22 protein-coding genes and 3 tRNA genes are annotated in these 22,553 nt (G+C 70.4%); 17 read left to right on the plus strand and 8 right to left on the minus strand.

The features are described 5' to 3' along the window. Positions 1 to 259: 259 nt before the first annotated feature. Positions 260 to 673, minus strand: a complete 414-nt coding sequence (locus AB0F15_RS00635) for a thioesterase family protein (RefSeq protein ID WP_360263030.1) — start codon at positions 671 to 673, stop codon at positions 260 to 262. Next, positions 667 to 1,947, minus strand: a complete 1,281-nt coding sequence (locus AB0F15_RS00640; RefSeq protein WP_360263032.1) for a hydroxyacid-oxoacid transhydrogenase — start codon at positions 1,945 to 1,947, stop codon at positions 667 to 669. The genes AB0F15_RS00635 and AB0F15_RS00640 overlap by 7 nt, the downstream gene beginning before the upstream one ends. A gap of 135 nt (positions 1,948 to 2,082) precedes the next feature. Here AB0F15_RS00640 and AB0F15_RS00645 point away from each other — a divergent pair, with 135 nt between their 5' ends. The 10 genes from AB0F15_RS00645 (at position 2,083) to AB0F15_RS00690 (ending at position 13,631) form a co-directional block, all read left to right on the plus strand. After that, positions 2,083 to 3,741: a thiamine pyrophosphate-dependent enzyme gene (locus AB0F15_RS00645; protein WP_360263835.1), complete on the plus strand. Its 1,659-nt coding sequence runs from the start codon at positions 2,083 to 2,085 to the stop codon at positions 3,739 to 3,741. Between the two features lie 213 nt (positions 3,742 to 3,954). Then, positions 3,955 to 4,128, plus strand: coding sequence for a hypothetical protein (locus tag AB0F15_RS00650; RefSeq protein ID WP_360263035.1), 174 nt, complete (start codon positions 3,955 to 3,957; stop codon positions 4,126 to 4,128). 205 nt (positions 4,129 to 4,333) lie between these two features. Beyond that, the gene (locus AB0F15_RS00655) at positions 4,334 to 4,537 is read left to right on the plus strand and encodes a cold-shock protein (protein ID WP_013222289.1); all 204 of its coding nucleotides are present in this window, start codon (positions 4,334 to 4,336) and stop codon (positions 4,535 to 4,537) included. Between the two features lie 93 nt (positions 4,538 to 4,630). Then, positions 4,631 to 4,756: a hypothetical protein gene (locus AB0F15_RS00660; RefSeq protein WP_360263038.1), complete on the plus strand. Its 126-nt coding sequence runs from the start codon at positions 4,631 to 4,633 to the stop codon at positions 4,754 to 4,756. 206 nt (positions 4,757 to 4,962) lie between these two features. Next, positions 4,963 to 5,997 (plus strand): NAD(+)/NADH kinase, encoded by a 1,035-nt coding sequence (locus tag AB0F15_RS00665; protein WP_360263041.1) that lies wholly within the window; start codon positions 4,963 to 4,965, stop codon positions 5,995 to 5,997. Further along, positions 5,994 to 6,836 (plus strand): thiamine pyrophosphate-dependent dehydrogenase E1 component subunit alpha, encoded by an 843-nt coding sequence (locus AB0F15_RS00670; RefSeq protein WP_360263044.1) that lies wholly within the window; start codon positions 5,994 to 5,996, stop codon positions 6,834 to 6,836. Before AB0F15_RS00665 ends, AB0F15_RS00670 begins: the two co-directional genes overlap by 4 nt. A 95-nt stretch (positions 6,837 to 6,931) precedes the next feature. Next, entirely contained in the window at positions 6,932 to 8,194 is a 1,263-nt protein-coding gene (locus AB0F15_RS00675; RefSeq protein WP_360263047.1) for a GAF domain-containing protein, read from the plus strand. A 340-nt stretch (positions 8,195 to 8,534) separates the two neighbouring features. Beyond that, positions 8,535 to 9,953 (plus strand): hypothetical protein, encoded by a 1,419-nt coding sequence (locus AB0F15_RS00680; protein ID WP_360263050.1) that lies wholly within the window; start codon positions 8,535 to 8,537, stop codon positions 9,951 to 9,953. Then, positions 9,950 to 10,924: a glutamate ABC transporter substrate-binding protein gene (locus tag AB0F15_RS00685; protein WP_360263052.1), complete on the plus strand. Its 975-nt coding sequence runs from the start codon at positions 9,950 to 9,952 to the stop codon at positions 10,922 to 10,924. The genes AB0F15_RS00680 and AB0F15_RS00685 overlap by 4 nt, the downstream gene beginning before the upstream one ends. Before the next feature lie 55 nt (positions 10,925 to 10,979). Then, positions 10,980 to 13,631 carry a tetratricopeptide repeat protein gene (locus tag AB0F15_RS00690; RefSeq protein ID WP_360263055.1) on the plus strand — a complete coding sequence of 884 codons (2,652 nt, stop codon included), beginning with the start codon at positions 10,980 to 10,982 and terminating at the stop codon, positions 13,629 to 13,631. On the opposite strand, the gene AB0F15_RS00695 is transcribed toward AB0F15_RS00690, so the two are convergent. Then, positions 13,632 to 14,225 (minus strand): PaaI family thioesterase, encoded by a 594-nt coding sequence (locus AB0F15_RS00695; RefSeq protein WP_360263058.1) that lies wholly within the window; start codon positions 14,223 to 14,225, stop codon positions 13,632 to 13,634. A gap of 237 nt (positions 14,226 to 14,462) precedes the next feature. Between AB0F15_RS00695 and AB0F15_RS00700 the strand changes: the two genes are divergently transcribed. Then, positions 14,463 to 15,800: an MFS transporter gene (locus tag AB0F15_RS00700; protein WP_360263837.1), complete on the plus strand. Its 1,338-nt coding sequence runs from the start codon at positions 14,463 to 14,465 to the stop codon at positions 15,798 to 15,800. Positions 15,801 to 15,871: 71 nt separating this feature from the next. On the opposite strand, the gene AB0F15_RS00705 is transcribed toward AB0F15_RS00700, so the two are convergent. From AB0F15_RS00705 to AB0F15_RS00720, 4 genes are all read right to left on the minus strand, one after another. Continuing rightward, positions 15,872 to 16,348: a hypothetical protein gene (locus AB0F15_RS00705; protein ID WP_360263061.1), complete on the minus strand. Its 477-nt coding sequence runs from the start codon at positions 16,346 to 16,348 to the stop codon at positions 15,872 to 15,874. Between the two features lie 5 nt (positions 16,349 to 16,353). Continuing rightward, a complete protein-coding gene (locus AB0F15_RS00710) occupies positions 16,354 to 16,908 on the minus strand; it encodes a SigE family RNA polymerase sigma factor (RefSeq protein ID WP_360263064.1) in 555 nt (184 codons plus the stop codon). 4 nt (positions 16,909 to 16,912) lie between these two features. Further along, on the minus strand, positions 16,913 to 17,227 hold the full coding sequence (locus tag AB0F15_RS00715) for a hypothetical protein (RefSeq protein ID WP_360263066.1): 315 nt from the start codon (positions 17,225 to 17,227) through the stop codon (positions 16,913 to 16,915). Between the two features lie 167 nt (positions 17,228 to 17,394). Next, on the minus strand, positions 17,395 to 18,594 hold the full coding sequence (locus AB0F15_RS00720; protein ID WP_360263069.1) for an Ig-like domain-containing protein: 1,200 nt from the start codon (positions 18,592 to 18,594) through the stop codon (positions 17,395 to 17,397). Positions 18,595 to 19,062: 468 nt separating this feature from the next. Here AB0F15_RS00720 and AB0F15_RS00725 point away from each other — a divergent pair, with 468 nt between their 5' ends. Next, positions 19,063 to 19,266, plus strand: coding sequence for a cold-shock protein (locus tag AB0F15_RS00725; RefSeq protein ID WP_003097368.1), 204 nt, complete (start codon positions 19,063 to 19,065; stop codon positions 19,264 to 19,266). A gap of 114 nt (positions 19,267 to 19,380) precedes the next feature. Here AB0F15_RS00725 and AB0F15_RS00730 read toward each other — a convergent pair whose 3' ends face one another. Next, the gene (locus AB0F15_RS00730; protein ID WP_360263072.1) at positions 19,381 to 19,821 is read right to left on the minus strand and encodes a hypothetical protein; all 441 of its coding nucleotides are present in this window, start codon (positions 19,819 to 19,821) and stop codon (positions 19,381 to 19,383) included. Positions 19,822 to 20,543: 722 nt separating this feature from the next. On the opposite strand from AB0F15_RS00730, the gene AB0F15_RS00735 reads away from it, so the two are divergent. The 5 genes from AB0F15_RS00735 (at position 20,544) to AB0F15_RS00755 (ending at position 22,133) form a co-directional block, all read left to right on the plus strand. Further along, positions 20,544 to 20,798, plus strand: coding sequence for a hypothetical protein (locus AB0F15_RS00735; RefSeq protein ID WP_360263074.1), 255 nt, complete (start codon positions 20,544 to 20,546; stop codon positions 20,796 to 20,798). Positions 20,799 to 20,966: 168 nt separating this feature from the next. After that, positions 20,967 to 21,761 (plus strand): hypothetical protein, encoded by a 795-nt coding sequence (locus AB0F15_RS00740; protein WP_360263076.1) that lies wholly within the window; start codon positions 20,967 to 20,969, stop codon positions 21,759 to 21,761. 99 nt (positions 21,762 to 21,860) lie between these two features. Further along, positions 21,861 to 21,933, plus strand: a tRNA-Glu gene (locus tag AB0F15_RS00745). A 21-nt stretch (positions 21,934 to 21,954) separates the two neighbouring features. After that, positions 21,955 to 22,028, plus strand: a tRNA-Asp gene (locus AB0F15_RS00750). 31 nt (positions 22,029 to 22,059) lie between these two features. Continuing rightward, positions 22,060 to 22,133, plus strand: a tRNA-Phe gene (locus tag AB0F15_RS00755). Positions 22,134 to 22,553: the final 420 nt, after the last annotated feature.

Consider the following 22,553-nt stretch of genomic DNA (forward strand, 5'->3'; position numbering starts at 1 on the left):
TGTTACGAGCGCTCGGGGTGAGGAGACTGCTCGTCCACTGTGGACCGATCTCATGTGCTTTCCAGCTTATCGCCGTCGAGGGGCAGCGGAACCCCTCGATGCGAATCTGTGGACAACTCGCCGATGTTTGCGCGGCCTGTGGACAACTCGAGTCGACCGGCCGGTTCTGTCGCCGTCGTGGTGCATGATCGGAAGCGCACGAAGAACACGGCCTGGAGCCGGCGCTGTCGGAAGGGAGGTGACACCACGGCGGTGCAGGTCATCCGGGTTGCAGTGCTTCCAGTGCCTCGCGCAGTTTGCCGGAGACCGGTGTCGGCCGGCGGGACTCGCGGTCCACGAAGACGTGCACGAAGTGCCCTTCCGCGACCAGGGACTCGTCGGGTGCGTACATCCCGATCTCGTAGCGGACGCTGGACTTCCCGAGGTGCGCCACCCGCAAGCCGACCCGCAGTGAACCAGGAAAGGAAACCGATGCGTGATACCCGCAGTGCGACTCGACGCACAGTCCGATCACCGCCCCGGCTTCGATGTCGAGGCCACCCTGCTCGATGAGCCACGTGTTGATCACGGTGTCCATCAACGAGTAGTGCACGACGTTGTTGACGTGCCCGTAGACGTCGTTGTCCTTCCAGCGCAACGGAACCGTCTGCCAGTGCGGATACCCGTTCACCACAGGGACACCGACTCGCGCAGGATGCCCGAAAGGTCGTCCGCGGACGCCTCGCGGGGCGCGGTGGCCAGCAACCGCTGCTGCTTGAGGGTTCCCTCCATCAGGGAGTCCACATCGGACTCCGTGTAGCCGACGGCACCGATGCCGTCCGGGATGCCGATCTGCCGCATCAGGTCGATCAGCACCGCCGGCAGGTGATCGGCGAAATCGCCGGGCCACTCGAAGTCGGGCGCCAGCAGGCGCGCGACGCGCAGGTGGCGGTCCGGCGCGGCGTCGAAGGTGAAGCGGAACGCGGCGGGCGCGGTCAGCGAGACGGCCATGCCGTGCGGCACCATGGGTTCTTCGCCCGGGTAACCGTCCGGGTGGAAATCCCTGACCTGTCCGGCGATCGGGTAGGCGTTCGCGTGCGGGATGTGCACGCCGGCGTTGCCGAACCCGAGCCCGGCGAACGTCGCGGCCAGCGCCATGGCCTCACGGGCCTTGAGGTCGGAACCGTCGCGCACGGCGGCTGGGAGGGCCCATGACAGCAGGCGCAGCGACTGCTCGGCGAACATGTCGGCCAGGGGGTTGGCGCCGCAGTACGGCACGCGCTGTTCGGGACGCTTGCGCTCGAACTCGGTGTACGGCTTGGCGGTGTAGCTCTCCGCGGCGTGGCACAGGATGTCCATGCCGCTGGCGGCCGTCACCCCGGACGGCTGGCTGACGGTGAGCCGCGGGTCGACGACGGCCAGGGTCGGGCGCAGCCGCAGGTGGCTGATCCCGCTCTTGACGCGCAGCGACAACACGTCCAGGACGCAGACCGTGGTGCTCTCGGAACCGGTGCCGGTGGTGGTGGGCACCGCGACCAGCGGCTTCAGCGGGCGGGCCGGCGCGCGGCCGCCGCCGACGGGCGCGTTGACGTAGTCCATCAGCTCGCCGTCGTTGCTCGTCAGCAGGTTCGCCGCCTTGGCGGTGTCGATGGCGGACCCGCCGCCGACCGCGACGAAGGCGTCGTACGGGCCGGTTCCGCGTGCGAAGTCAACCGCCTTTTGCATGCTGACATCGGTGGGTTCGACGTGTACGCCGTCGAAGACCTCGGTCTCGATGCCGTAGCCCGCGATGCCGTCGGCGATGCGGCGCGGCCAGCCGGTCGCGGCCACCTGCGGGTCGGTCACGACCAGCACGCGGTGTGCGCCGTACTGGGTCAGGTCGTAGCCGATCTCGTCGCTGGCGCCGGTGCCGTACTTCAACGCCGGTGCGCCATAAGTAAAAACAGTTTCACGTTCGGTCGCGGCCAAGTCTGCGGTCCTCGCTCCCTTGATCGGCTACCAGTCAGCCAAAGCGGACATTCAGCCCATCCTTACCGGGTTTCGGCGAAGATCACTTGACTGCACTGAACGGTGCCCGCCTAAGCTCTCCTCATTAGATACCAACTGGGAGCGACCGTCGCCCAGACGGCCGTGCGGATCCTGACCGAGGCGCGTGTCCGCCGCGTGTACGCGGTGGTCGGTGAGTCCTTCCTGGAACTGCTCGACGCCTTGCAGCGCGAGCGGGAGATCACGCTGGTCTCGGCGCGCCACGACGCCGGTGCGGCCTTCATGGCGGAGGCGGAGGGAAAGCTCACCGAACGTCCCGCCGTGCTGCTCGCCAGCCGGGGGCCGAGTGCGGCGAGCCTCGCCATCGGTGTCCAGACGGCGTACCAGGACGAGACGCCGATGGTCGTGCTGCTGGAGACGCCAGCGACCGAGCCGATGCCGTCGTGGTCGGGGGAGCTGCCGACGTCGGACCTCACGGCCATGTTCGAGTCGATCGCCAAGTCGACCGTGCGGGTGACCGACCCGGACGGCGTACCGGCACTGCTGGCGCACGCGCTGACGACGTCGCAGGAAGGACGGCCGGGGCCGGTCGTGCTCGGCGTGCCCTGCGACATCTGGGGGATGCCCTACGACGCGGCAAAGCCGATGGCGCGGGTTCGGCCGCCGGCGTCCGGCACGCTGGGCCGTTCGGCGGATGCCGTGGCGCAATTGGTGGACGAGGCCAAGTACCCCGTGGTCATCGTCGGCGGCCGGGCGCGGGCGGCGCGCGACGAGCTGATCGCGGTGGCCGACGAGCTCGCGCTGCCCGTCTACAACGCCTTCCGGCGGCAGGACGCCTTCCCGGAGAACCACGCCCGCTACGCCGGTCACCTCGGGCTCGGCATCCCGGCCCGGCAGCTGGACGCGCTGGAGCGCGCCGACCTGGTGCTGGCGCTCGGCACCCAGCTCGACGAGGTCACGACGCAGGCTTATCGCTACCCGACGGCGCAGCAGACGCTGGTCATGGTCGGGACCGGCATCGACGTCAGCCCGAAGCGGCGGGGGCTGACGTTCCGCGTCGACTCCGAGGTCGAGCCGTTCCTGCGGGAGCTGCGGGAGGTCGCGTCGCCGCGGACGAGGCGGGCTTCGGCGGCGAACGCGGCCGTCCACACCTTCATGACCCCGCCCGACACCAGCGGGAACACCCGGGTGCACCCGGTCGACGTCGTCCGCGCGCTGCGCAAGCTGGCGCCGGAGGACACCATCGTGACCAGCGACGCGGGCAACTTCGCGCAGTTCATGCACCGCTACTGGTGCTTCACGGCGCCGCGCAGCCAGCTCGGCCCGAGCAACGCCGCGATGGGCTACGCCGTGCCGGCCGCCGTGGCGGCGAAACTGGCCGAGCCGCGGCGGACCGTCGTGGCCATGGTGGGGGACGCCGGGACGCTCATGACGGGCCAGGAGATCGAAACGGCCGTCCGGTACCGGGCGCCGGTGGTGGTGGTCGTCTTCCAGAACGGCGTGCACGGCGCGCTCGCGATGCACCAGGCCCGCACTTACGGCAGGCTCACCGGGGTCTCCATCCCGTTGACCGACTTCGCTTCGTGGGCGCGTGGACTGGGCGCGGCGGGGTACACGGTGGACGATCGCGAAGAGCTCGAGCCCATCATCGCCAGTGCGCTGGTGCGGCAGCGGCCGTGTGTCATCGACGTGCGCACCGATCCCGACGTCGTGACTCCTGACGTGCGGCTTTCGGCCCTGCTCAGCCAGGCGCGCCCGCAACCACCCGCCCAGTAAGGGTTTTGCTCTGTTTCGTTCCGGAAAAGCTGGGAATGTCGTGTGGTAGCAGGTCGTTGGCTCGGGTAACCTGGCGGTGTTCCGGTGGTGGTTCGCCGCTGAACCTTCCCGGCCGGGTCCTGGCGGGAGCCAACCGGTTTCTGTCGGTGCCGCCTGGCACCATCACGGTCATGACCCGCGTGGAAGCGGGCAGGGAACGAGGGGAGTTTCGACGTGACCGATCACCAGCACGCATCCGAACCGGCACGGAAGGCCTCCGGCGTCGTACCCGTGCTGTTCAGCGCGAGTGCGGAAACTCACGACGACGCGGTGGTGGCCGCGGACCGGGACGCGACCTGGCGTTCGCCGTTCTCCAGCGAGGGGCTGCGCCCGGCGAGTGGCGAATAGCTCACCCCGCCCGGGTGAAGAGAGCTTGTCCGCCCCGGTCGAAGTGTGCTTTACTGCTTATGGTCTCGATTTTTGTGTTCGTGTTGAGTCACGCTCGCAGAATTCAGCGGGCGTAGTGTCTCCTCGCCGAGGAAGCAAACCGCTCGGGTGTTGACCCGGGTTGCCGAAGTGGCTTCCTGTTTTTTTGTTACATATGGAGATTTTGATGACTCAGGGCACCGTGAAGTGGTTCAACTCCGAGAAGGGGTTCGGCTTCATCACCCCCGACAACGGTGGCGGCGACGTCTTCGTTCACTACAGCGAGATCCAGGGTAACGGCTTCAAGAGCCTGGAAGAGAACGCTCGCGTCGAGTTCGAGATCGGCCAGGGCCAGAAGGGTCCGCAGGCCACGTCGGTCACCGTGATCTGACTTTGATCTTGGGAAAGGGCCGTCACCCGTTCAGGGTGGCGGCCCTTTTCGTAGGCGGCGCACCATGATCGGGCGCGGTTACACCGTTTCGGGATGAGCTGCGGGCACTGTGCCCAGTCGGTGGCCGAAGAACTCACTGCGCCGGCGGCGGACGATGTCCGCGCCGCGGTCGGGGAAGCGGGCTTCCTCTTCGAGGGTGCGGCCGACCTGATCCCGTAGCCCGGTGCCGGAACCTCGGTCCGGTTGGTTCTTTCCCCGCCTGCCACTCCAGGTTGGACTGTCCACTGGAGATCACTGGGTGGGACGCGCGATGTGATCTGCGTCGCTTCGAGCACGTGCGAATGCACACTGCAACGCCCTGCAACCCTTCCCCTCCCGCCGGATCGCGGCGTCTCCTGGTCTCCGATGACGGATCGGGAGGTCAGGTGGGTGAAACGGTGGCGGGGATCGTCGCGAACCCCGCTTCGGGGCGCGACATCCGCCGGCTGGTCGCGCAGGCGTCGGTGTTCCCCACCTCGGAAAAGGCGAACATGGTCCAGCGGGTGCTGGCGGCGTTCGCCGTCACCGGCCTCGACCGGGCCCTCCTTTCGACCGACCTCGGCGGGATTTCCGCCACGGTCCTGCGCGCGCTCGGCCGCGGCGGCACCTGGCCGAAGGTCGACTTCTGCGAGGACGACCCGCTCACCGGCACCGCCGCGGACACGACGAACGCGGTGCGCCGGATGGTCGAGGCCGGCGCCGGAGTCATCGTCGTCCTCGGTGGGGACGGGACGGCCCGGGTCGCGGCCGCGGCCTGCGATGACGTGCCGCTCCTCGCCCTCTCGACCGGGACCAACAACGCCTTTCCGCAGGTGCGGGAGGCGACCGTGGCCGGCCTGGCCGCGGGGCTGATCGCCACCGGGCAGATCGATCCCGACCTCGTCACCCACCGCGTCAGCGTGCTGGAAGTCGTCACGAAAGCACGCCGGGAGATCGCGCTCGTCGACGTCTGCGTGTCGCTGAGCAGGCACATCGGGGCACGGGCGCTGTGGGACCCGTCGTCGCTCACCGAGCTGTACTGCACCTTCGCCGAGCCGGACGGCATCGGTCTGTCGAGCGTGCCCGGCCAGCTCTGCCCGAGCCCGCGGTCGAGCCCGGACGGTGTCGCGCTCCAGCTCGGACCCGTCGGGGAGACGCCGTACGTCGTGCAGGCGCCGATCGCGCCCGGGCTCGTGCGGCCGGTCGGAGTGCGTGGCTGGGGTCTCCTCCGGCCCGGCGTGCGCGTCGAACTCGCCGCGGCGGGCGGGGTCATCGCGCTCGACGGCGAGCGTGAGCTCGAGCTGAAGACCGGAGAGAGCGCTTTCGTCGAGCTCAAGCCGGACGGGCCGTGGGTCGTCGACGTCCGGGCGGCGATGGCGGAGGCGGCGCGGAAAGGGCTGTTGCGCATCGAAACCGAACTGGGGAAGGAGCGTCGAAGATGACGGACGCCCTGCGGGGTGCGTACCGCGTGATGCGCACCATCCGGGTCTTCGAAGAGCGCCTACGCCAGGAATTCACGACCGGCGAATTCACTACCGGCGAACTCCCGGCGTCCGGACACCGGTACGCCGGCGAAGAGGCCCTGGCCACCGGCGTCTGCCTCCACCTCGACGCCCGTGACGCCATCGCCGGCACCCACCGCCGACACGACCACCGCATCGCCAAGGGCGCCGACGTCAAGGCCGTGCTGGCCGAAATCCACGGCCGCCAGATTGGCTCCAGACACCCCCCCGGCCTCGCGAACGGCGCGCTCGGCGGCGTCCCGATGCTGATCTGTGGCACGGCGCTCGCCGCGAAACAGCAGGACACCGGCGGTGTCGGCGTGGCTTTCCTCGGAGACGACGCGGCCAACCCCGGGACGACGCTGGAGGCGCTGCACCTCGCGTCGGCTTGGCACCTCCCCGTGATTTTCGTCGCGGAGGACATCGGTTACGCCGATCGGGTCGTCGGCTTCGGCGTGCCGGGGGTGATCGTCGACGGAGCCGACTTCTTCGCGGTGCACGAGGTCGCGGGCGAGGCGATCGACCGCGCCCGCGGAGGCGGTGGCCCGACGCTGCTCGAGGTCGGCTTCACCCGCCACCGCGGGCCCGTCGGCGGCGACCACGACTGCCTCCAGCGCTTTCGCGCCCGCGTCACCGGCAGCGGTGAGCTGGCCGAACAGGTCCTCGACGACATCGACGCCGAAGTCGCGAAGCTCATCGAGGAGTCCGTCGCCGAGGCGAAGACCGCGCCGAAATCGGCCTGGTACGACTCGGCGGCCGACGTTTACGTCTCGTACTGACCAGACCGAGACAAACCGACCGCGATGTGCGCCACCTTCCGATCACCGGATCGAAAAGGCAGACTCCGAGGAGGGCACAGCACAAGGAGCGGCAGTTGGGGCAACGAGACCTCGAGGCGGCGTTGCCGGCCGGGGCGGATCCCCGGCGGCACGCGCGTGTCCTCGCACAGGTGCACGAGGCGGCCCTGAGCGGCCAGGCGCTACCCAGCCGTCCGCGGGCCGTCATCGGCGCGTCCTGGCAGCGGATGCGCCGCCTCGGCGTGGATCCGGACGGCCGGGCCGCCGCGCCCGTCCTGACCTTCGAACAGCTGGAAGCGCGCCGCCGCGCCAGCGGGCTGGCCGAGGCACTGCCGATCCTGCGTGGCGGGCTGATCAGCGTCGCCGAGCAGGCCGCGCACATCATGGTGATCGCCGACGCGGGCGGCAAGGTCCTCTGGCGTGACGGCAGCGCCGCGGTCCGGCGCCGCGCCGACGGGCTCGGCTTCGTCGAAGGCGTCGATTGGCAGGAGGAGTCCGTCGGCACGAACGCGATCGGCACCGCGCTGGTCGCGCGCAGTCCGGTGCAGGTGTACTCCGCCGAGCACTACGTCCGGGCCCAGCACTCCTGGACGTGTGCGGCCGCGCCGCTGCACGACCCGCGCGACGGCAGGCTGCTCGGCGTCGTCGACCTCTCCGGATCGGCTTCGACCGTCCACGCGGCGACGTTGGCGCTGGTCGACGCCGTGACGCGGCTCGCGGAAGCCCAGCTGCGCACCACCCACCGCACTGAGCTCGAACGCCTTCGCGGCTTCGCGGTCCCGATCCTCGCGAAGGTCGGTGGCCCCGCGGTGGTCGCCGACGAGCACGGATGGGTCGCCGCGGCCGCCGGGCTCGCGCCGGTCGACCGGATCGTGCTGCCCACCGGCTTCGGACCCGGCCGGGTCTGGCTGCCGGCGTACGGCGGCTGCGCGGTCGAGCCGGTGCCCGGCGGCTGGCTGATCCGGCTGGCCGGGACCGAGGCCGCCCCGCCCACCCGCGTCGTGCTCGACGTCCGGTCGCCGCGCGAGCCCGAGCTCACCGTGGCCAGTGCGGCCGGGATCTGGGCGCACCGGCTCAGCCCGCGCCACGCCGAGGTGCTGTACGTGCTGGCCAGCCACCGCGAGGGCCGGTCGGCGTCCGAACTGTCGGCCGACCTGTTCGGCGACGCCGGCCGCACGGTCACCGTCCGCGCCGAAATGTCCCGGCTGCGGCGCCACTTCGGCGGCATCCTCGGCGCGAAGCCGTACCGCTTCGCCGACGACGTCGAGGTGGTGGTCCGGCGGCCGCCGGACCCCGAAGCCGTGCTCCCGCACTCGCTCGCCCCGGCCATCCGCGGCTGACGTCCCGACGGGGAACGGGTGCTCGGCACGCGCTCGCCGAGCTGTCCGATGTGGACGGTGCGCCGCGCTCGTCCGGCTCGACGCCCGCCACCGCCTCGGTGCTGTCACCTGGACAGGTGATGGCCACCGGTGAGGGCGGCCCGGCCTCCCCGGTGGCACGCCGAGCTCGAGCCCGAAAGCCGGCGGCGGCCGCGTGCCGGCGGCGGCAGGGGGTCGACGCACCGGCGGCCGGAGCCGGTCCGCCGAGATCACGTGCTGGTGACAGCGGGCGGTGCCGGTGGCTGCGCACACGGCGACTCGGCTACCTTCTGCGAGTACGGCTTTCGGGGAGGAATCGGGGATGACCAGCACTGCGACGGCCCCGGGTCCCACGGCGCCCGCGCCGGGACCCCCACCGTCGCCACCGGACGGCCGCGACCGCGCCGGGGGCCGCAGTGGTCTGCTGGGGCTGCTGGACCTGCCGGGCCAGGGGGTTCGCGCGGTCATCCGGTCCGCCGCGACCACTCCCGGCAGGCTCACCGTGATCGCCGTCGGGCTCGTGCTGCTCTCGCTGGTGGCCGGGCTGGCCGCGACGCTGTCGGTGCAGAACCGCGACGACACGATCAGCGGCGTCATCGACCACCGCGAGCCCCTCGCCGCCGCGGCGCAGCAGGTCTACCGCTCGCTGTCCGACGCCGACGCGACCGCCGCCAGCGCGTTCCTCTCCATCGGCACCGAACCGCCCGAACTCCGCCAGCGCTACGAGCGTGACATCGCCGAAGCCGGCGCCGCGCTCGCCAAGGCCGCGTCCGATGCCTCGGACGTCGCCGACGCGGCCGCTCCGGTCGACGTCCTCAACCAGTCGCTGCCCGTCTACACCGGGCTCGTCGAGACGGCCCGGGCGAACAACCGGCTCGGCTACCCGGTCGGCGCCTCCTACCTCCGCGAGGCGTCGGAGCTGATGCGGGCGAAGATCCTCCCCGCCGCCCAGGACCTCTACCGCGTAGACACCGAGCGGCTGATCGCCGAGCAGGACAGCGCCACCGATTTCCCGTGGCTCGCCACGGTCCTGATGGTCGCCCTGCTGGCCGCGCTCGTCGCCGCGCAGATCTACCTGACCCGGCGCACCAACCGGCTGCTCAACGTCGGGCTCGTCGTCGCGACGGCCGCCGTCGTGGTGTCGCTGCTGTGGGGCGCGGTCGCGCTGATCCTGCAGGGCAGCCTGGTCGGCGACGGCCAGGCTGACGGCTCGCACCGCGTCGACGTGCTGGTCCGGGCGCGGATCGCCGCGCTGCAGGCCCGCGCGGACGAAACGCTCACCCTGGTCGCCCGCGGCGACGGCGCGGCGTACGAGAAGGACTTCGGCGCCAACGCGGGCCAGCTCGTCGGCCCGGACGGCCGGGGCGGGCTGCTCGGCGAAGCCCGCGGCCTGATCAAGGACGGCGACGGCGTCGCGAAGGTCGCCGACGCGGCGAAAGCCGCGAACGACTGGCTCAAGGCGCACCAGGAAGTCCGTGCACAGGACAACGCCGGCCAGTACCAGGAAGCCGTCGACTTCGCCGTGCTGGAGGACAAGACCGACGGCTCGGCCCCGGCGTTCCGGCGGCTCGACGACAGCCTGCAGGCGGCCATCGACGTCGGCAGGCAGGAATTCCTCGACGACACCCACAGCGGTGACCGCGCGCTGACGTTCCTCGCGCCCGGCTTGGCCGTGCTGGCGATCGTCGCCGCGGCGGGTGTCACCATGGGAATCCGGGAACGACTGAGGGAGTACCGGTGAGCAGGCGGGGGATTACGGTCCGGGCGGGCGTGCTGGCGGTCGTCGCGCTGCTGGCGGCGTCCTGCGGCAGCCCCGGGAAACCGGTCGACCCGGCCCCGGTCGGCTCCGCCGCCTGGCCGCAGCCCGCGCACGTCGGCGGCCCGGACGCCGCGGCCGGCGGCGGGAGCGACACCAGTTGCAACCCGCTGGCCAGCCTGGCGCCGGACCGGGGCACGTCGATGCCCGACGGCTCGACCATGGCGAAGATCAAGGAACGCGGCAAGCTCATCGCCGGCGTCGACCAGACGACCTACCTCTTCGGCTTCCGCAACCCCACCTCGGGCAACCTCGAGGGCTTCGACATCGACCTGGTCAACGAGATCGCCCGGTCGATCTTCGGCGCGCCCGAGGGCCACGTCCAGTTCCGCGCGATCACCTCGTCGCAGCGCCAGGACGTCCTGGCGCAGCACCAGGTCGACATCGTGGTCCGGACCTACAGCATCACCTGCGCGCGCAGGAAGGACGTCCAGTTCTCGTCCGTGTACTACGTCGCCGGCCAGCGGCTGCTGGTCACGAAGGAGTCGAAGGCGACCAAGCTGGCCGACCTGAGCGGCAAGAGGGTGTGCGCGGCGAAGAAGTCGACGTCGCTGGCGAAGATCGCGACGGACCCGGCGAAGCCGGTGGCGATCTCCGTGGACAACTGGTCGGACTGCCTGGTGATGCTCCAGCAGGGCCAGGTCGAGGCGGTCTCGACCGACGACACCATCCTCGCCGGCATGGCCGCGCAGGACCCGACGCTGCAGGTCGTCGGCGATCAGTTCACCCAGGAGAACTACGGCATCGGCGTGCCGAAGGACAACGAAGACATGGTCAAGTTCGTCAACGCCGTGCTCGAGAACATCCGCACCAGCGGCGCCTGGCAGAACAGCTACCACCACTGGGTGGAGCCTTCACTGGGGCCGGCTTCGCCGCCGCAGCCGCAGTACCAGTGAGCCGGTCGCGACTAGGATCGATTCCCGCACGTCGTCGGGGATCTGGGAGGTAGCAGTGTCGGAGGAGCCGCGCCGTCCTCGGCACGCCGCGCCGGACGACGAGCAGCCGAAGGTGGCCGCGCCGAGCTGGCAGCCGCCGCCACCGGTGCGGTGGGAGACGCCGGAGCCGTCGATCTCGGGGCGCCTCGACGACGGCGAGCCGTCCGGTGGGCAGGAGACCGTCTTCCACGCTCCCGTGCGCCGCCCGCCCACGCCGCCGCGTGGGCAGCCGCCCGCCGCCCGCGCGCCGATCTCGGGCGCGGAAGACCCGACCCGCCCGCCGGGCACCATCGCCCCCGTCGCGCCGCCGGTCCAGCCGACGCAGGCGCTCCGCCCGGACCCCGGGGCACCGCAGCCGACGAGCGTGCTCGCGTCGCCGGCCCCGGAAACCCAGAGCATCATGCCGCCGGCGCCGCGGCCGGACACCGGCCCCGGTGCGCCCCTGCCGGACCCGGGCACCGAAAGCGTCCTGCCCGAGCGCACCAGCGAAGGCCGGCACACCGGCACCGGCACCGGCGCGGGGACCGGCAGCGGCTCGGACTCCCGGTCCGGCTCGTTCCCCGGCACTTCGCGGCGGACGTCGTCACGGACGTCGCGGTCGCGGCGCGGCCGGCTCGGCGCCGGGCTGGTCGAGGTTCCGCCGGTACCCGCACGCGACCCCGCGTCCGCGGTGCTGACGAACCCGGTGGTGTCGGAGGACAAACGGTTCTGCAGCAGCTGCAACGCGAAGGTCGGCCGCGGCAAGGACGGGGAACCCGGTTCGCCGGAAGGGAAGTGCGAGAACTGCGGTGCGCCGTTCTCGTTCGTCCCGAAGCTGCAGCCGAACGAGCTCGTCGGCGGCCAGTACGAGGTCCTCGGCGCGATCGCCTACGGCGGGCTGGGCTGGATCTACCTCGCGCAGGACCACAACGTCAGCGACCGCTGGGTCGTCCTCAAAGGACTGATCGACACCGGTGACGCGACGGCGATGGCGGCCGCGGCCAACGAACAGCGGTTCCTCGCCGAGGTCGAGCACCCGAACATCGTCAAGATCCACAACTTCGTGCAGCATCCGGACGCGCACAGCGGCACGACCGTCGGCTACATCGTCATGGAGTACGTCGGCGGCCAGTCGCTGCGGCAGCTCGCGCTGGCGCACCACCGGGAAAGCCGCCGCCCGGAACCGCTGCCGATCGGCCAGGTCATCGCGTACGGGCTGGAGATCCTGCCCGCGCTCGGCTACCTGCACAGCCAGGGGCTGCTCTACTGCGACCTCAAGCCCGACAACGTCATCCAGACCAACGAGCAGCTGAAACTGATCGACCTCGGCGCGGTCCGCCGGACCGACGACTACGAGAGCCCGCTGTTCTTCACCACCGGCTACAGCGCGCCGGAACTGCCGACGCAGGGCGCGTCGATCGCGTCGGACCTGTTCACCGTCGGGCGCACGCTCGCCGTGCTGAGCTTCGAATTCACCGGCTACACCACCAAGTTCAAGACGACCCTGCCCGGCCCGGACGCGGTCCCGCTGTTCGCGCTGTTCGGTTCGTACTACCGGTTCCTGCGGCGCGCGACACACGCCGACCCGGACCGGCGGTTCCTCTCCGCCGAGGAGATGGCCGACCAGCTCACCGGGGTGCTGCGCGAAATCATGGCGCTCGGCACCGGCAAGCCACGGCCCGGCGCGTCCACCGTCTTCGGCCCGGAGAGCCGCACGTTCGGCGTGCAGCTGGTGGTGCCGGAGGCGGGCGCCAGCGTGCCGCTGCCGGGCGCGGACGAGGTCGTCGCCGGGCTGCCGATCCCGCAGGTGGACACCGACGACCCGGCGGCGGGCGTGCTCGCCACCACGATCGCCCTCGACCCGCGCGCGGCCATCGAGGCGCTGGCCGGCGCGCCGCGTGAGTCGATCGAGGTCCGGCTGCGGATCGTGCGTGCCCGGATCGAGCTGGGCGAGCTCGCAGAGGCCCAGCGGCAGCTGCAGGCGGCGCAGTACCTGGCGATCAAGAACGGTTTCCCACACGACTGGCGGATCGACTGGTACCGCGGCCTGATCGAGCTGGCCGGCGGCCGTTCGCGGGTGGCGCACGTCGCCTTCGAGGCGGTGTACGACGACCTGCCGGGCGAAATCGCCCCGAAGCTCGCCTTGGGCATCAGCGCCGAAGGCGTCGGCGACTACTTCGCCGCGGCCCGGTTCTACGAACTGGTCTGGCGGACCGATCGCACCTACGTCAGCGCCGCCTTCGGCCTCGCCCGCGTGTACCTCGCGCAGGGCGCGCGGGCGAGCGCGGTCGAGGTGCTCGAGACCGTGCCGCCGTCCTCGACCCACTACGTCGACGCGCAGGTCGCGGCGATCAAGATCAAGACGACCGCGACCAAGGCGAACGGCCGCGAGACCCCGGTCACCGAGCACGACCTGCTGGACGCGTCGGCCCGGCTCGAGCGGCTCCGGCTGGACGTCGAACGCCAGACGCGGCTCAGCGCGAACGTGCTCGAAGCCGCGCACGAGTGGCTCAAGCAGGGCAAGCCGACTCCGGGAGCGCGGGTGCTCGGGTGCCCGCTCGAGGAGCGCGGCCTGCGGTTCGGCCTCGAGCGGTGCTACCGGGCGCTGGCGCGGCTCGCGGGCACGATGGAACAGCGCGTCGAGCTGGTGGACCGGGCGAACGCCATCCGGCCCCGGACCCTCACCTGATCAGGGGTTGATCTCCCAGTCGCGTTCGCTGCGCTCCCGCTGGTTCTTCTCGTGCTGCGCGGCCAGCTTCTCCAGCGCCTCGGGGTCGCCGTGCGTGCTGAAGTGCTCGAACCCGACGATGACGAACAGTGCCCGCGCGCTCACCGCGATCCGGCCGTCCTCCGCGTCGAGGCGGCCGTCCGCGCTGACGTAGATCTTGCGGCCCGCGATGCCGTCCAGCCGGGCCTCGATGAACAGCGTCGAGCCGACCGGGACCGGCCGCCGGAAGTCCGTCTCGAGCTTGCCGGTCACCGCCGGGCGGTGCAGGAGGTTGCCGACCGTCGAGCCGAGCGCCTCGTCGAACGCGCAGGCCAGCAGGCCGCCGTGGGCGAGCCCGGGCGCGCCCTGGTGGGCGGCGGTGACGGTGAACCGCGAGTGCACGACGTGGCCCTCGCCGACGGTCGAGCGCAGGTGCAGCCCGGCGTCGGCCTCGTCGCCGCACCCGAAGCACTCGGTGAAGTGCACGCCGAGCTCGGTGCCCGGCGCCGGCGCGTTGGGGTGCGGGACCGCGGGCTCCACCGCCACCGGCGGCCAGGGTTGAGAAACACGACTCATGCGCTGACGTTAACCGGCGAGTAGCCGGCGGCCGCGCCCGACCCGGGACGTCGGCGAGGCACCCACCTCTCTCAGTAGCCGGAAAGTTCCCCACCGTAGACAATTTCCGGCTCAGACTGCCAACCTCCGGGACCCGGTCAAGACTGGTCCGATGAGCTCGAACGGCCCAATGGGCACTGCACGGAGGAGGTCGTCGCCGGCATGAGCGAACCAGCAGCAACGACGAGCGAACCGGCAGTGGACGAGAGAACCGTCAAGCGCGCCGTCTGGGCGTCCGCGATGGGGAACGCCACCGAGTGGTACGACTACGGCGTCTTCACCTCGGGCGCGATCGCCGTCAGCATCGGCACGCAGTTCTTCCCCGGCGAAGGCAACGCGGTCCTCAAGTCGCTGGCGCTGCTCGCGGTCGGGTTCATCGTGCGGCCGTTCGGCGGGGCGTTCTTCGGGCCGCTCGGCGACAAGATCGGCCGCAAGCAGGTCCTCGCCATCACGATCCTGCTGATGTCCGGCTGCACCTTCCTGGTCGGCGTCCTGCCGACGTATTCCGGCGCGTACAGCATGGGCATCCTGGCCCCGATCGCGATCCTGCTGCTGCGGATCATCCAGGGCTTCTCCACCGGTGGTGAATACGGCGGAGCGGCGACGTTCATCGCCGAGTACTCGCCGACGAAGCGCCGTGGCTTCTTCGGCAGCTTCCTCGAACTCGGCACGCTGGCCGGCTACGTGCTCGGCAACCTCGTGGTGCTCTCCGTGACGCTCTCCCTGTCGGCCGACCAGGTCGGCGCCTGGGGCTGGCGGATCCCGTTCTTCGTCGCGCTGCCGCTCGGCCTGATCGGGCTCTACCTGCGGAACAAGCTCGAGGACACCCCCGAGTTCCGGCGGCTGGAGGCCGCGGGCGAGGCACCGAAGAAGGCGCCGCTGAAGGAGATCTTCGTCCGGAACTGGCGGATGATCCTCAACCTGATCGGCATCGTCCTGCTGCTGAACGTCGCGGACTACCTGCTGCTGACCACGATGCCGACGTACTTCACGGACACGTTGAAGATCAACGACAACACCTCGACGTTGATCATCATCGCGGTCGAGGTCATCCAGATGGCGATCATCATCCCGCTCGGCGCGCTGTCCGACCGGATCGGCCGGAAGCCGCTGCTGCTCACCGCGGCCATCGGGTTCCTGGTGCTGAGCTGGCCCTGCCTCAAGCTGATGCAGTCCGGCAGCATCTTCTGGTTGTTCGTCGGCTTCCTGATCGTGGCGATCCTGCTGGTGTTCATGCTCGCGGTGATCGGGTCGACGTTCCCGGCGATGTTCCCGACACGGGTGCGCTACGGCTCGTTCGCGATCGGCTACAACATCTCGACGTCGCTGTTCGGTGGTACCTGCGGGGTCATCGTGACGGCGTTGATCAAGAGCACCGGCAACGAAGACTGGCCGGCGTACTACCTGATGGCGGCGGCGGTGATCGCGATCCTGCCGATCCTCCGCATCCCGGAGACGTCGCAGGTGCCGATGGAGCAGATCGACACCGAGGACGCCGGGGGCAAACCCCTGACCGGCGCGGCCACTCAGCGCTGAGCGGCTCGCGTTCGAAATGCGTGTGCCCCGTCCGGATCACCGGGCGGGGCACACGTGCGACCTGGGAACGGCTAGCGCGAAGTCACCGGTGTCGGCGAGCCGGGCCGGGTTTCGACCGGAACCGAGCTGGGCTGGGTCGTCAGCGACGGGCGTACGGGGGAATTGCCGACCGACGGCGGCCGGGGGACGGTCGTCCGCCGCGTCCGTGACGGGACCTGGTCCGGTGCGGCCGTCGGCGGCGGGATCGACGTCGCCGGGACTTCGGGCTCCATCGACGACGGAACGGGGGAAGTGGTGCCGATCGTGGACAGGCCGGGGCCGGCGGGCTGCACCGGTTCCGGCGGCCCGGCGCGGTGACCGGCCAGGAAGCCGGCCACCGCGAGGACGACCGCCGTCGCGGTCGAGGTGCCCGCGACCGCCAGCCGCTTGCGTCGTCGCCGGATCCGGCCGCCGCGCTCGATCAGGTCGGCGGCTTCGAGGCGCATCGCCGGCTGCGCGCCACCGGCTGCGCCGGTCAGGAACGCGCGGACGTCGTCTTCGGGGTCCATCTTCGTCACCTCCTTCCCTCCGTGGGTGCGCTGAACGTCAGCGCACCGTAGTGCGGGCCGAGCCGGTTGCGCAGCGTGGCCAGGCCGCGGGAGGCCTGGCTCTTCACCGTGCCGGTGCTGCAGCCGAGGGCCTGTGCCGTCTCTTCGACGCTCAGGTCCTCGAAGTACCGCAGCACCAGCACGGCACGTTGCTTGGGTGCCAGGACCGCCAGCGCCTGCCGGACGAGCAGGTCCTGGTCGCTCGTGGGTTCCGCCGGGAGTTCCGGCGGGGTGTCGGTGAGCCGCTCCCGTTTCCACCTGCTGCGCCGGTGCTCGGCGAGGAACGTGCGCAGGACGACCTTGCGCGCGTAGGCGTCCAGCGCGTCGTGCCGCGACAGCCTCGGCCAGGCGAGGTAGAGCTTGAGCAGCGCGGCCTGCGTGAGGTCCTCGGCCTGGTGCCAGTCCCCGCAGAGCAGGAAGGCGGTCGATCGCAGGCTGTGCGCGCGCTCGCCGAAGTACCGGGCGAACTCGCCGTCCCACGGCGAGCCCGGCCCGGTCGCCGGACGGGAGCGGGAAATCACCTGGTTACCGGGTCTCCCACACGGCCGGCAGGTGCAGGTCGCCGGTCGGGCCGGCCGGGACCGCGCGCGGGACGCGCGGAGCCGGGCCCGTGCGGGCGGGCCGGGTCGTCTCGCGCGGCGCGGGAACGGCGGACGGCGCCTGGGAGCGTGGCCGGCTGGTGGTCGGGACGGGGGCCACGGTCGGCTCGCCCGGCCGGGTCACCTGGGTCGTGGTCGGGGCGACCGGCGCCTGCGCCTCCGAAGCCAGCGCGATGCCACCGGTCAGGGCGCCACCGGCGAGCACGAGCGCGCCGAGGGTCAGGGCGATGCGGATACGCAAGACAGCTCCTCATTCTCGTGGCGCGGCAGGGGATCGCCGCGCCTCTGCCCTTAGTCATGCGGCGGGTGATCACCGGGGTTGCATCGGATTTCGGGAGTTCGCGGTGAAACACGAACGGCCGGGAAGCCCGTGCTGGACTTCCCGGCCGCCCGGTGTTCCCGATGGTCTCAGCCGGCGAGCGCCGACAGCTTCTGCCAGCTCGCCCAGTCGTACGTCCAGTCGCTGTAGTCGCCGTCCTTCGCGGTCAGCGTCTGCGTGCTGCCGGTGACCTCGACCGGATCGCCGGTGAGCACGCCGTCGTAGTACTCCTTGGCGCGCGCGGGCGACAGGTTCAGGCAGCCGTGCGAGATGTTCTTCTTGCCCTGCGCCCAGACGGAGGCGGCCAGGCCGTGGATGAACTCGCCGTTGTTGGAGATCCGGACCGCCCACGGCACCACGACGTTCTCGTAGTGGTACTTCGGGTTGCTCATCGCGTACGTCGCCTGCTTGCCCATGACGACGTGCACGCCGCTGTGGGTGACGCGGCCGGGGTCGGAGTCGAGGCCGTAGCTCACCGGGTAGTCGGCGATCTGCTGGCCGTCACGGATCACCTGCATGGTGTGCTGCGTGGTGTTGCCCTTGACGATCTGCGAGCGCCCGATGGCGAAGCTGGCCGAGACGTCCTGCTTGCCGTACACGCCGTCACCGATCTTGACGCCGTAGATCTTGGCGTTGACCTTCACCTGCGTGTTGGGCTTGAAGTACTCCTTCGGCCGCCAGTGCACCGTGGTGTCGCCGTTCAGCCAGGCCCAGGAGCCCTCGGTCTTCGGCGTGGTCTCGACCGACAGCGCCTTCTCGACGGAGGCCTTGTCGGTGACGCGGCCCGGGAAGGTCAGCGCGATCGGCATCGCGATGCCGTAGGTCTGGCCGTCACCGACGTTCAGGCTGGCCGACTGCTGGCGCTTCGGCTTGACGGTGGTGAACGCGCCGGCGATGGGCACGTTCTTGCCGTCGGCGCCCTGCGCCTGGCCGGACCAGGTGTAGGTCTTGCCGTAGCCGAGCTGCTCGGTGGTGCTCCAGCTCTTCTTGTCCGCCGACGTCTGCCCCTGGACCTGCTTGCCCTCCGGGTTGGTCAGCGTGACCGACGTGATCGTGCCTTCGGTGATCTGGACACCGGCCGGTTCGCCGGGCGCGACGTCCTGGGCGCCGCCGGCCGGCGTCACCGTCAGTTTCGCGGGCTGCGCGGTGGGGGCAGGCGAGTGGGTCGGGCCGCCTCCCGAGGTGCCGCTCGCCGAGACCGTCGGTTCGCTGCTGCACGCCCCCAGCGTCAGCACGGCTACCAAGCCCAGTGCCACGGCAGCGCCCCGGCGCCGCGTGGAAATCCTCACCGTCACACTTATTCCCCTTTGCCCCTTTGGTGCTTCCCCTCTTCGAGACGCCTCACGGACCGTGCACGTTGAGCAACCATGACGTGACGCGCGTCACACTGGTCGGTGAGGTCTTTCACGGAGGGGGCACGACCGACTCCGAGCCGTATCCGGTGATCACGGTGTCGATCTGGTGCGCAAGACTAGCCGGTGGGTCCGACAGAACCGGGCGCGAGCCCTACGACGTTCCGGTGACCTTGGTGCGCAGAGCCGGTTTTCGCCTCGATCACGGGGTTCAACTTTGGCCAGATCCCGGTAGTCTGCTCTCAGGCCGTCGTTTTGCGTGTTCGTGGCTTCACACTCGCGGAACTTCTGACGCGAGCCATGGAGCCGACCCGCTCTTGACTCGTCTCGTTGGAACCGCCCGGGACGGTCGGGGTGCCGCTTCGGTGGCATTCGAAGCGGATCTGTGTAACGAGGAGTACAGCGGTGGCGCAAGGCACTGTGAAGTGGTTCAACGCGGAGAAGGGCTTCGGCTTCATCGCGCAGGACGGCGGCGAAGGCGACGTGTTCGTTCACTACTCGGAGATCGAGGGCCGCGGCTTCCGCACCCTCGAGGAGAACCAGCGGGTGGAGTTCGAGGTCGGCCAGGGCCAGAAGGGTCCGCAGGCCCAGAAGGTCCGCGCGATCTGAAACTGAGGCTGCACAAGCCTCACAGGCCCTTTGCGCGTCTTAAGGCCTGAGTGAAGGGCCCCCGGCGATTCCCGCCGGGGGCCCTTTCTCGTGTGGTCTTAGTGGCGGGCGCGCTCAGCGCTGCGCGACGGCCGGCGCGTCGAAGGCGTCGGCGGGGAAGCGGAACTCGTCGGTGAGGTCGCTGACCTCACCGACGGCCTGCTGCCGCTGGTCGTGCAGCGACGAGGCCTGGCCTTCCCAGTTGAGCCGCTCGAGGATCCACTCCTGAGCGAGCGCCTGGGGCGAAATCTGCCGCTCGGCGGCGATGTCCTTGAGCTGCTGGCTGGCCACCAGGCTCATCCGCAGCTGGATGACCTGAGCCTCACCGAACCGCTTGCCGGAGCCGGTGCTCTCGAGGTCGTTGTCGGGAGCCAGCGCTGCGAGGTACGACGTGAGCTCGGTGTCCTCGACAACACCGTCGTCCGCGAGCTTCGCGGCACCACGATGACGCCCAGAAGACGCGGCGGCTTTCAGGTTCGTGCGGCTGCTCAAGCGGCCAAGGGAGGGAAGGGGCACGAACGCCACGATAACGTTTGGATCTCGCCACACAAACCACTGTGAGCCACGACACGCCCCCAACTTTCCCCATTCAGCCCAACCACCCCCCAAACAGCCCAATCAACCCCACCCACAGCAACCTCCCAATAACCCAAAGAATCGATCACCAATCCCCCCAACAATCAGGACGGCGACTGAAGCGGCGTCCGGGCTCGCGCAGGCGCTCCTAGCCCTCACTCACCGTCGCCCCTCGCCCCTCGCCCCTCGCCTCGCTCACCCCTCGCCAGGGCGCTCCGCGCCCGAGGCGAAGCCGGACAAGGCTGGAAGCTGCGCATGCCGCACCGTGGGGGTTCCGGGGGCTCGGCCCCCGGGCAATACGCCGAAATGCTGGGCCCGCGGAGGGCGAAGCCCGAGCAGGGCCCAGAAATGGAGGACCCCCGCGCCAGGGGGAGGAACGCGGGGGTCGGAGGGGATCTCCACAGGCGCTGACCGGGGGTGTGTCAGCACTTCGATTGTTGCACGAGTTGGGGGGTTGGGCGAGTGCAGAGCGGGAAATTTCGCTGTGTGGTGTCACTTTGCCCCGGGGGTGACGATCGTTCGGGTGGGTTTCTTCTTCGGGGTTGCTGATTGCGCTGCGTTGAGCGGAGCGTGGCCTCAGGTTCACTCTCCGGGGGGCTGTGTGTGGTGGCCGGCGCTGGTTAGCCTCGCGGCCAAGTTGTTGTGAGCCGTATGGAGGGGCTATGAGCGGGTCTGTTGAAGTGCGGCAGTTCCTCCTTCGGTACGAAGGTGCCGATGGGGGGAGTGCGCCGTTTGCCGGGGCGTTGCCGGCGCAGCGCAGTGGGGCGTCGGATGCGCAGCGGGTGTCGGATGATCAGGTTCGGCGGGCTCGGCTGGCGGTGGCGAATGGTGCGCTGGGGGTCGCGGACTGTGTTCGGTTGCTGGAGATGCTGGGTCTGAATCTGGACGAGGACGGGCAGGCGCCGGTTCAGCGTTGAGCGGGTGGTGGCTGGGGGGTCCGGTGGACGGGGTGTGTTCCGCCGGGCCTGTCCGGTGATATTTCCGCAGGTTGTGCCTCTTTCCGGGAAGTAATTGCCAGGCTGGCGGCCGTTGGTTGACGCAGGTTTAATAACAGTGTTACGGTCGCGGTGTCGAAAGGGGATGGCATGACGACGATCGAGAGTGCGGCGGACCTGGCGAACCGGATCAGGCCGGTGGTGCAGGTGCTGGGTGGGAAGTTCATGACGTCGCCGGAGCTGGTGGCGGTCGAGGCGGAGGTGGGGCTGCCGCCGCGTTCGCTGTACGTGCGGGGGCGGTCGGCGGTGCTCGGCGACGTCCCGCCGAAGGTGGCCGCGGAGCTGTTCGGCATCTTCCCGCACTGGCTGTTCGACTTCGTCCTGCCGCCGGCCACGGCAGCTCTCGACGCCCCCGCCGCGGTCCGCGCCTACGCGGAGTCATCGGCTCGGTGGTCGCGCGTCAACCTTTCGGCCGTACCGGACGCCGCCCGCCTGGCGGAGCTGCTCTTCCGCGTGGTCGACACCGCGGACGCCAGCGGGCTGGCGCTCTTCGCGGGGTGGAAGAACGCCGAGCGCCCCTCGGGTGACGTCGAGCGCCTCGGCTTCGCGCTGATGGTCTTCCGCGAGCTGCGCGGCGGGCTGCACTTCGCGGCACTGCGGGCGGTGGGCCTGTCGGTGCCGGAGGCGGTGATCGCGGACCCCGAGGGCGGCCGCACGCGCCTGCTGCGCACGGCGTGGCCTGAGGACGCGGCGGACGCGCTGACGGCGGCGGCAGAGCGCAAACCGGACCTGCGCGACCGCTGGCACCGCGCGGAGGCCCTGACCGACGACCGGATCGGCGAACTCCTCGCGTCGGCGCTGACCGAGCCCGAGCGAGCCGAGCTCGCTCGCCGCGTGGCCGACCTGACGTCGTTTGTGCAGGTCCAAGCCGCGCCGATGGCTTAAGGAACCCCCGGTGCAAAGCGGTGGCGGCGTGCCCTATGCTTGTAATCGCTCCCAGGGGAACCTGGAAGCGCGGTCGGTCGGTCACCCGAAACCGACCGGGCTCCCATCGTTCAGTGGCCTAGGACTCCGCCCTTTCAAGGCGGCAACGCGGGTTCGAATCCCGTTGGGAGTACGCAGTACAGTAGTAAAGCAAGGCCCTGTGGCGCAGTTGGTTAGCGCGTCGCCCTGTCACGGCGAAGGTCGCGGGTTCGAGTCCCGTCAGGGTCGCAAGATCGTTCGGCTGCTTGCCGGCGTTCCCGGCCAGGTAGCTCAGTTGGTACGAGCGTCCGCCTGAAAAGCGGAAGGTCGCCGGTTCGACCCCGGCCCTGGCCACGCTGGTAGAAACCGCCTTGACCCAGGTCAGGGCGGTTTTCTCATGTCTGGGGTCGATCTTGGCCGTGGCCGTTGTTGACCTTGGTTGACCGCCGTTGGCCGTCGCTAGTTGCACGTGTGTTGCACGGCGAGTCTGGTGCTCGGCGAGCTCGTAGCGACTCCACATGCTGAGCTGGTGTGGGCTCCATACATCCGGCGCATGGTGTCCTCACCTTCCGCGTGGCGGTGGCTGTCTGCCCCCGTCTTCCTCGCCTCTGCCGCAGTTAGCGCCGGATCGTCGGTGTCAAGGGTGAGCGCAGCTCATCGCGCAGCGACGCCGTAGGCGCCCTTGATGGCGGCGGGCCGGTGTTAAACGATCGCCTGCGAGGGAGCGGCCACCGCCTGCCTGTCGCCGTTCCAGTCTGGAACGCCTCCTGTGTC

It is taken from the genome of Amycolatopsis sp. NPDC026612, assembly GCF_040638285.1.
Lineage (GTDB): Bacteria > Actinomycetota > Actinomycetes > Mycobacteriales > Pseudonocardiaceae > Amycolatopsis.

What these genes read in the sequence shown, in the direction of transcription:
- AB0F15_RS00660 (WP_360263038.1), top strand. Translation starts at nt 4,631, where the DNA reads ATGAGCTGCGGGCACTGTGCCCAGTCGGTGGCCGAAGAACTCACTGCG.
- AB0F15_RS00680 (WP_360263050.1), top strand. Translation starts at nt 8,535, where the DNA reads ATGACCAGCACTGCGACGGCCCCGGGTCCCACGGCGCCCGCGCCGGGA.
- AB0F15_RS00655 (WP_013222289.1), top strand. Translation starts at nt 4,334, where the DNA reads ATGACTCAGGGCACCGTGAAGTGGTTCAACTCCGAGAAGGGGTTCGGC.
- AB0F15_RS00670 (WP_360263044.1), top strand. Translation starts at nt 5,994, where the DNA reads ATGACGGACGCCCTGCGGGGTGCGTACCGCGTGATGCGCACCATCCGG.
- AB0F15_RS00705 (WP_360263061.1), bottom strand. Translation starts at nt 16,348, where the DNA reads ATGGACCCCGAAGACGACGTCCGCGCGTTCCTGACCGGCGCAGCCGGT.
- AB0F15_RS00695 (WP_360263058.1), bottom strand. Translation starts at nt 14,225, where the DNA reads ATGAGTCGTGTTTCTCAACCCTGGCCGCCGGTGGCGGTGGAGCCCGCG.
- AB0F15_RS00740 (WP_360263076.1), top strand. Translation starts at nt 20,967, where the DNA reads ATGACGACGATCGAGAGTGCGGCGGACCTGGCGAACCGGATCAGGCCG.
- AB0F15_RS00735 (WP_360263074.1), top strand. Translation starts at nt 20,544, where the DNA reads ATGAGCGGGTCTGTTGAAGTGCGGCAGTTCCTCCTTCGGTACGAAGGT.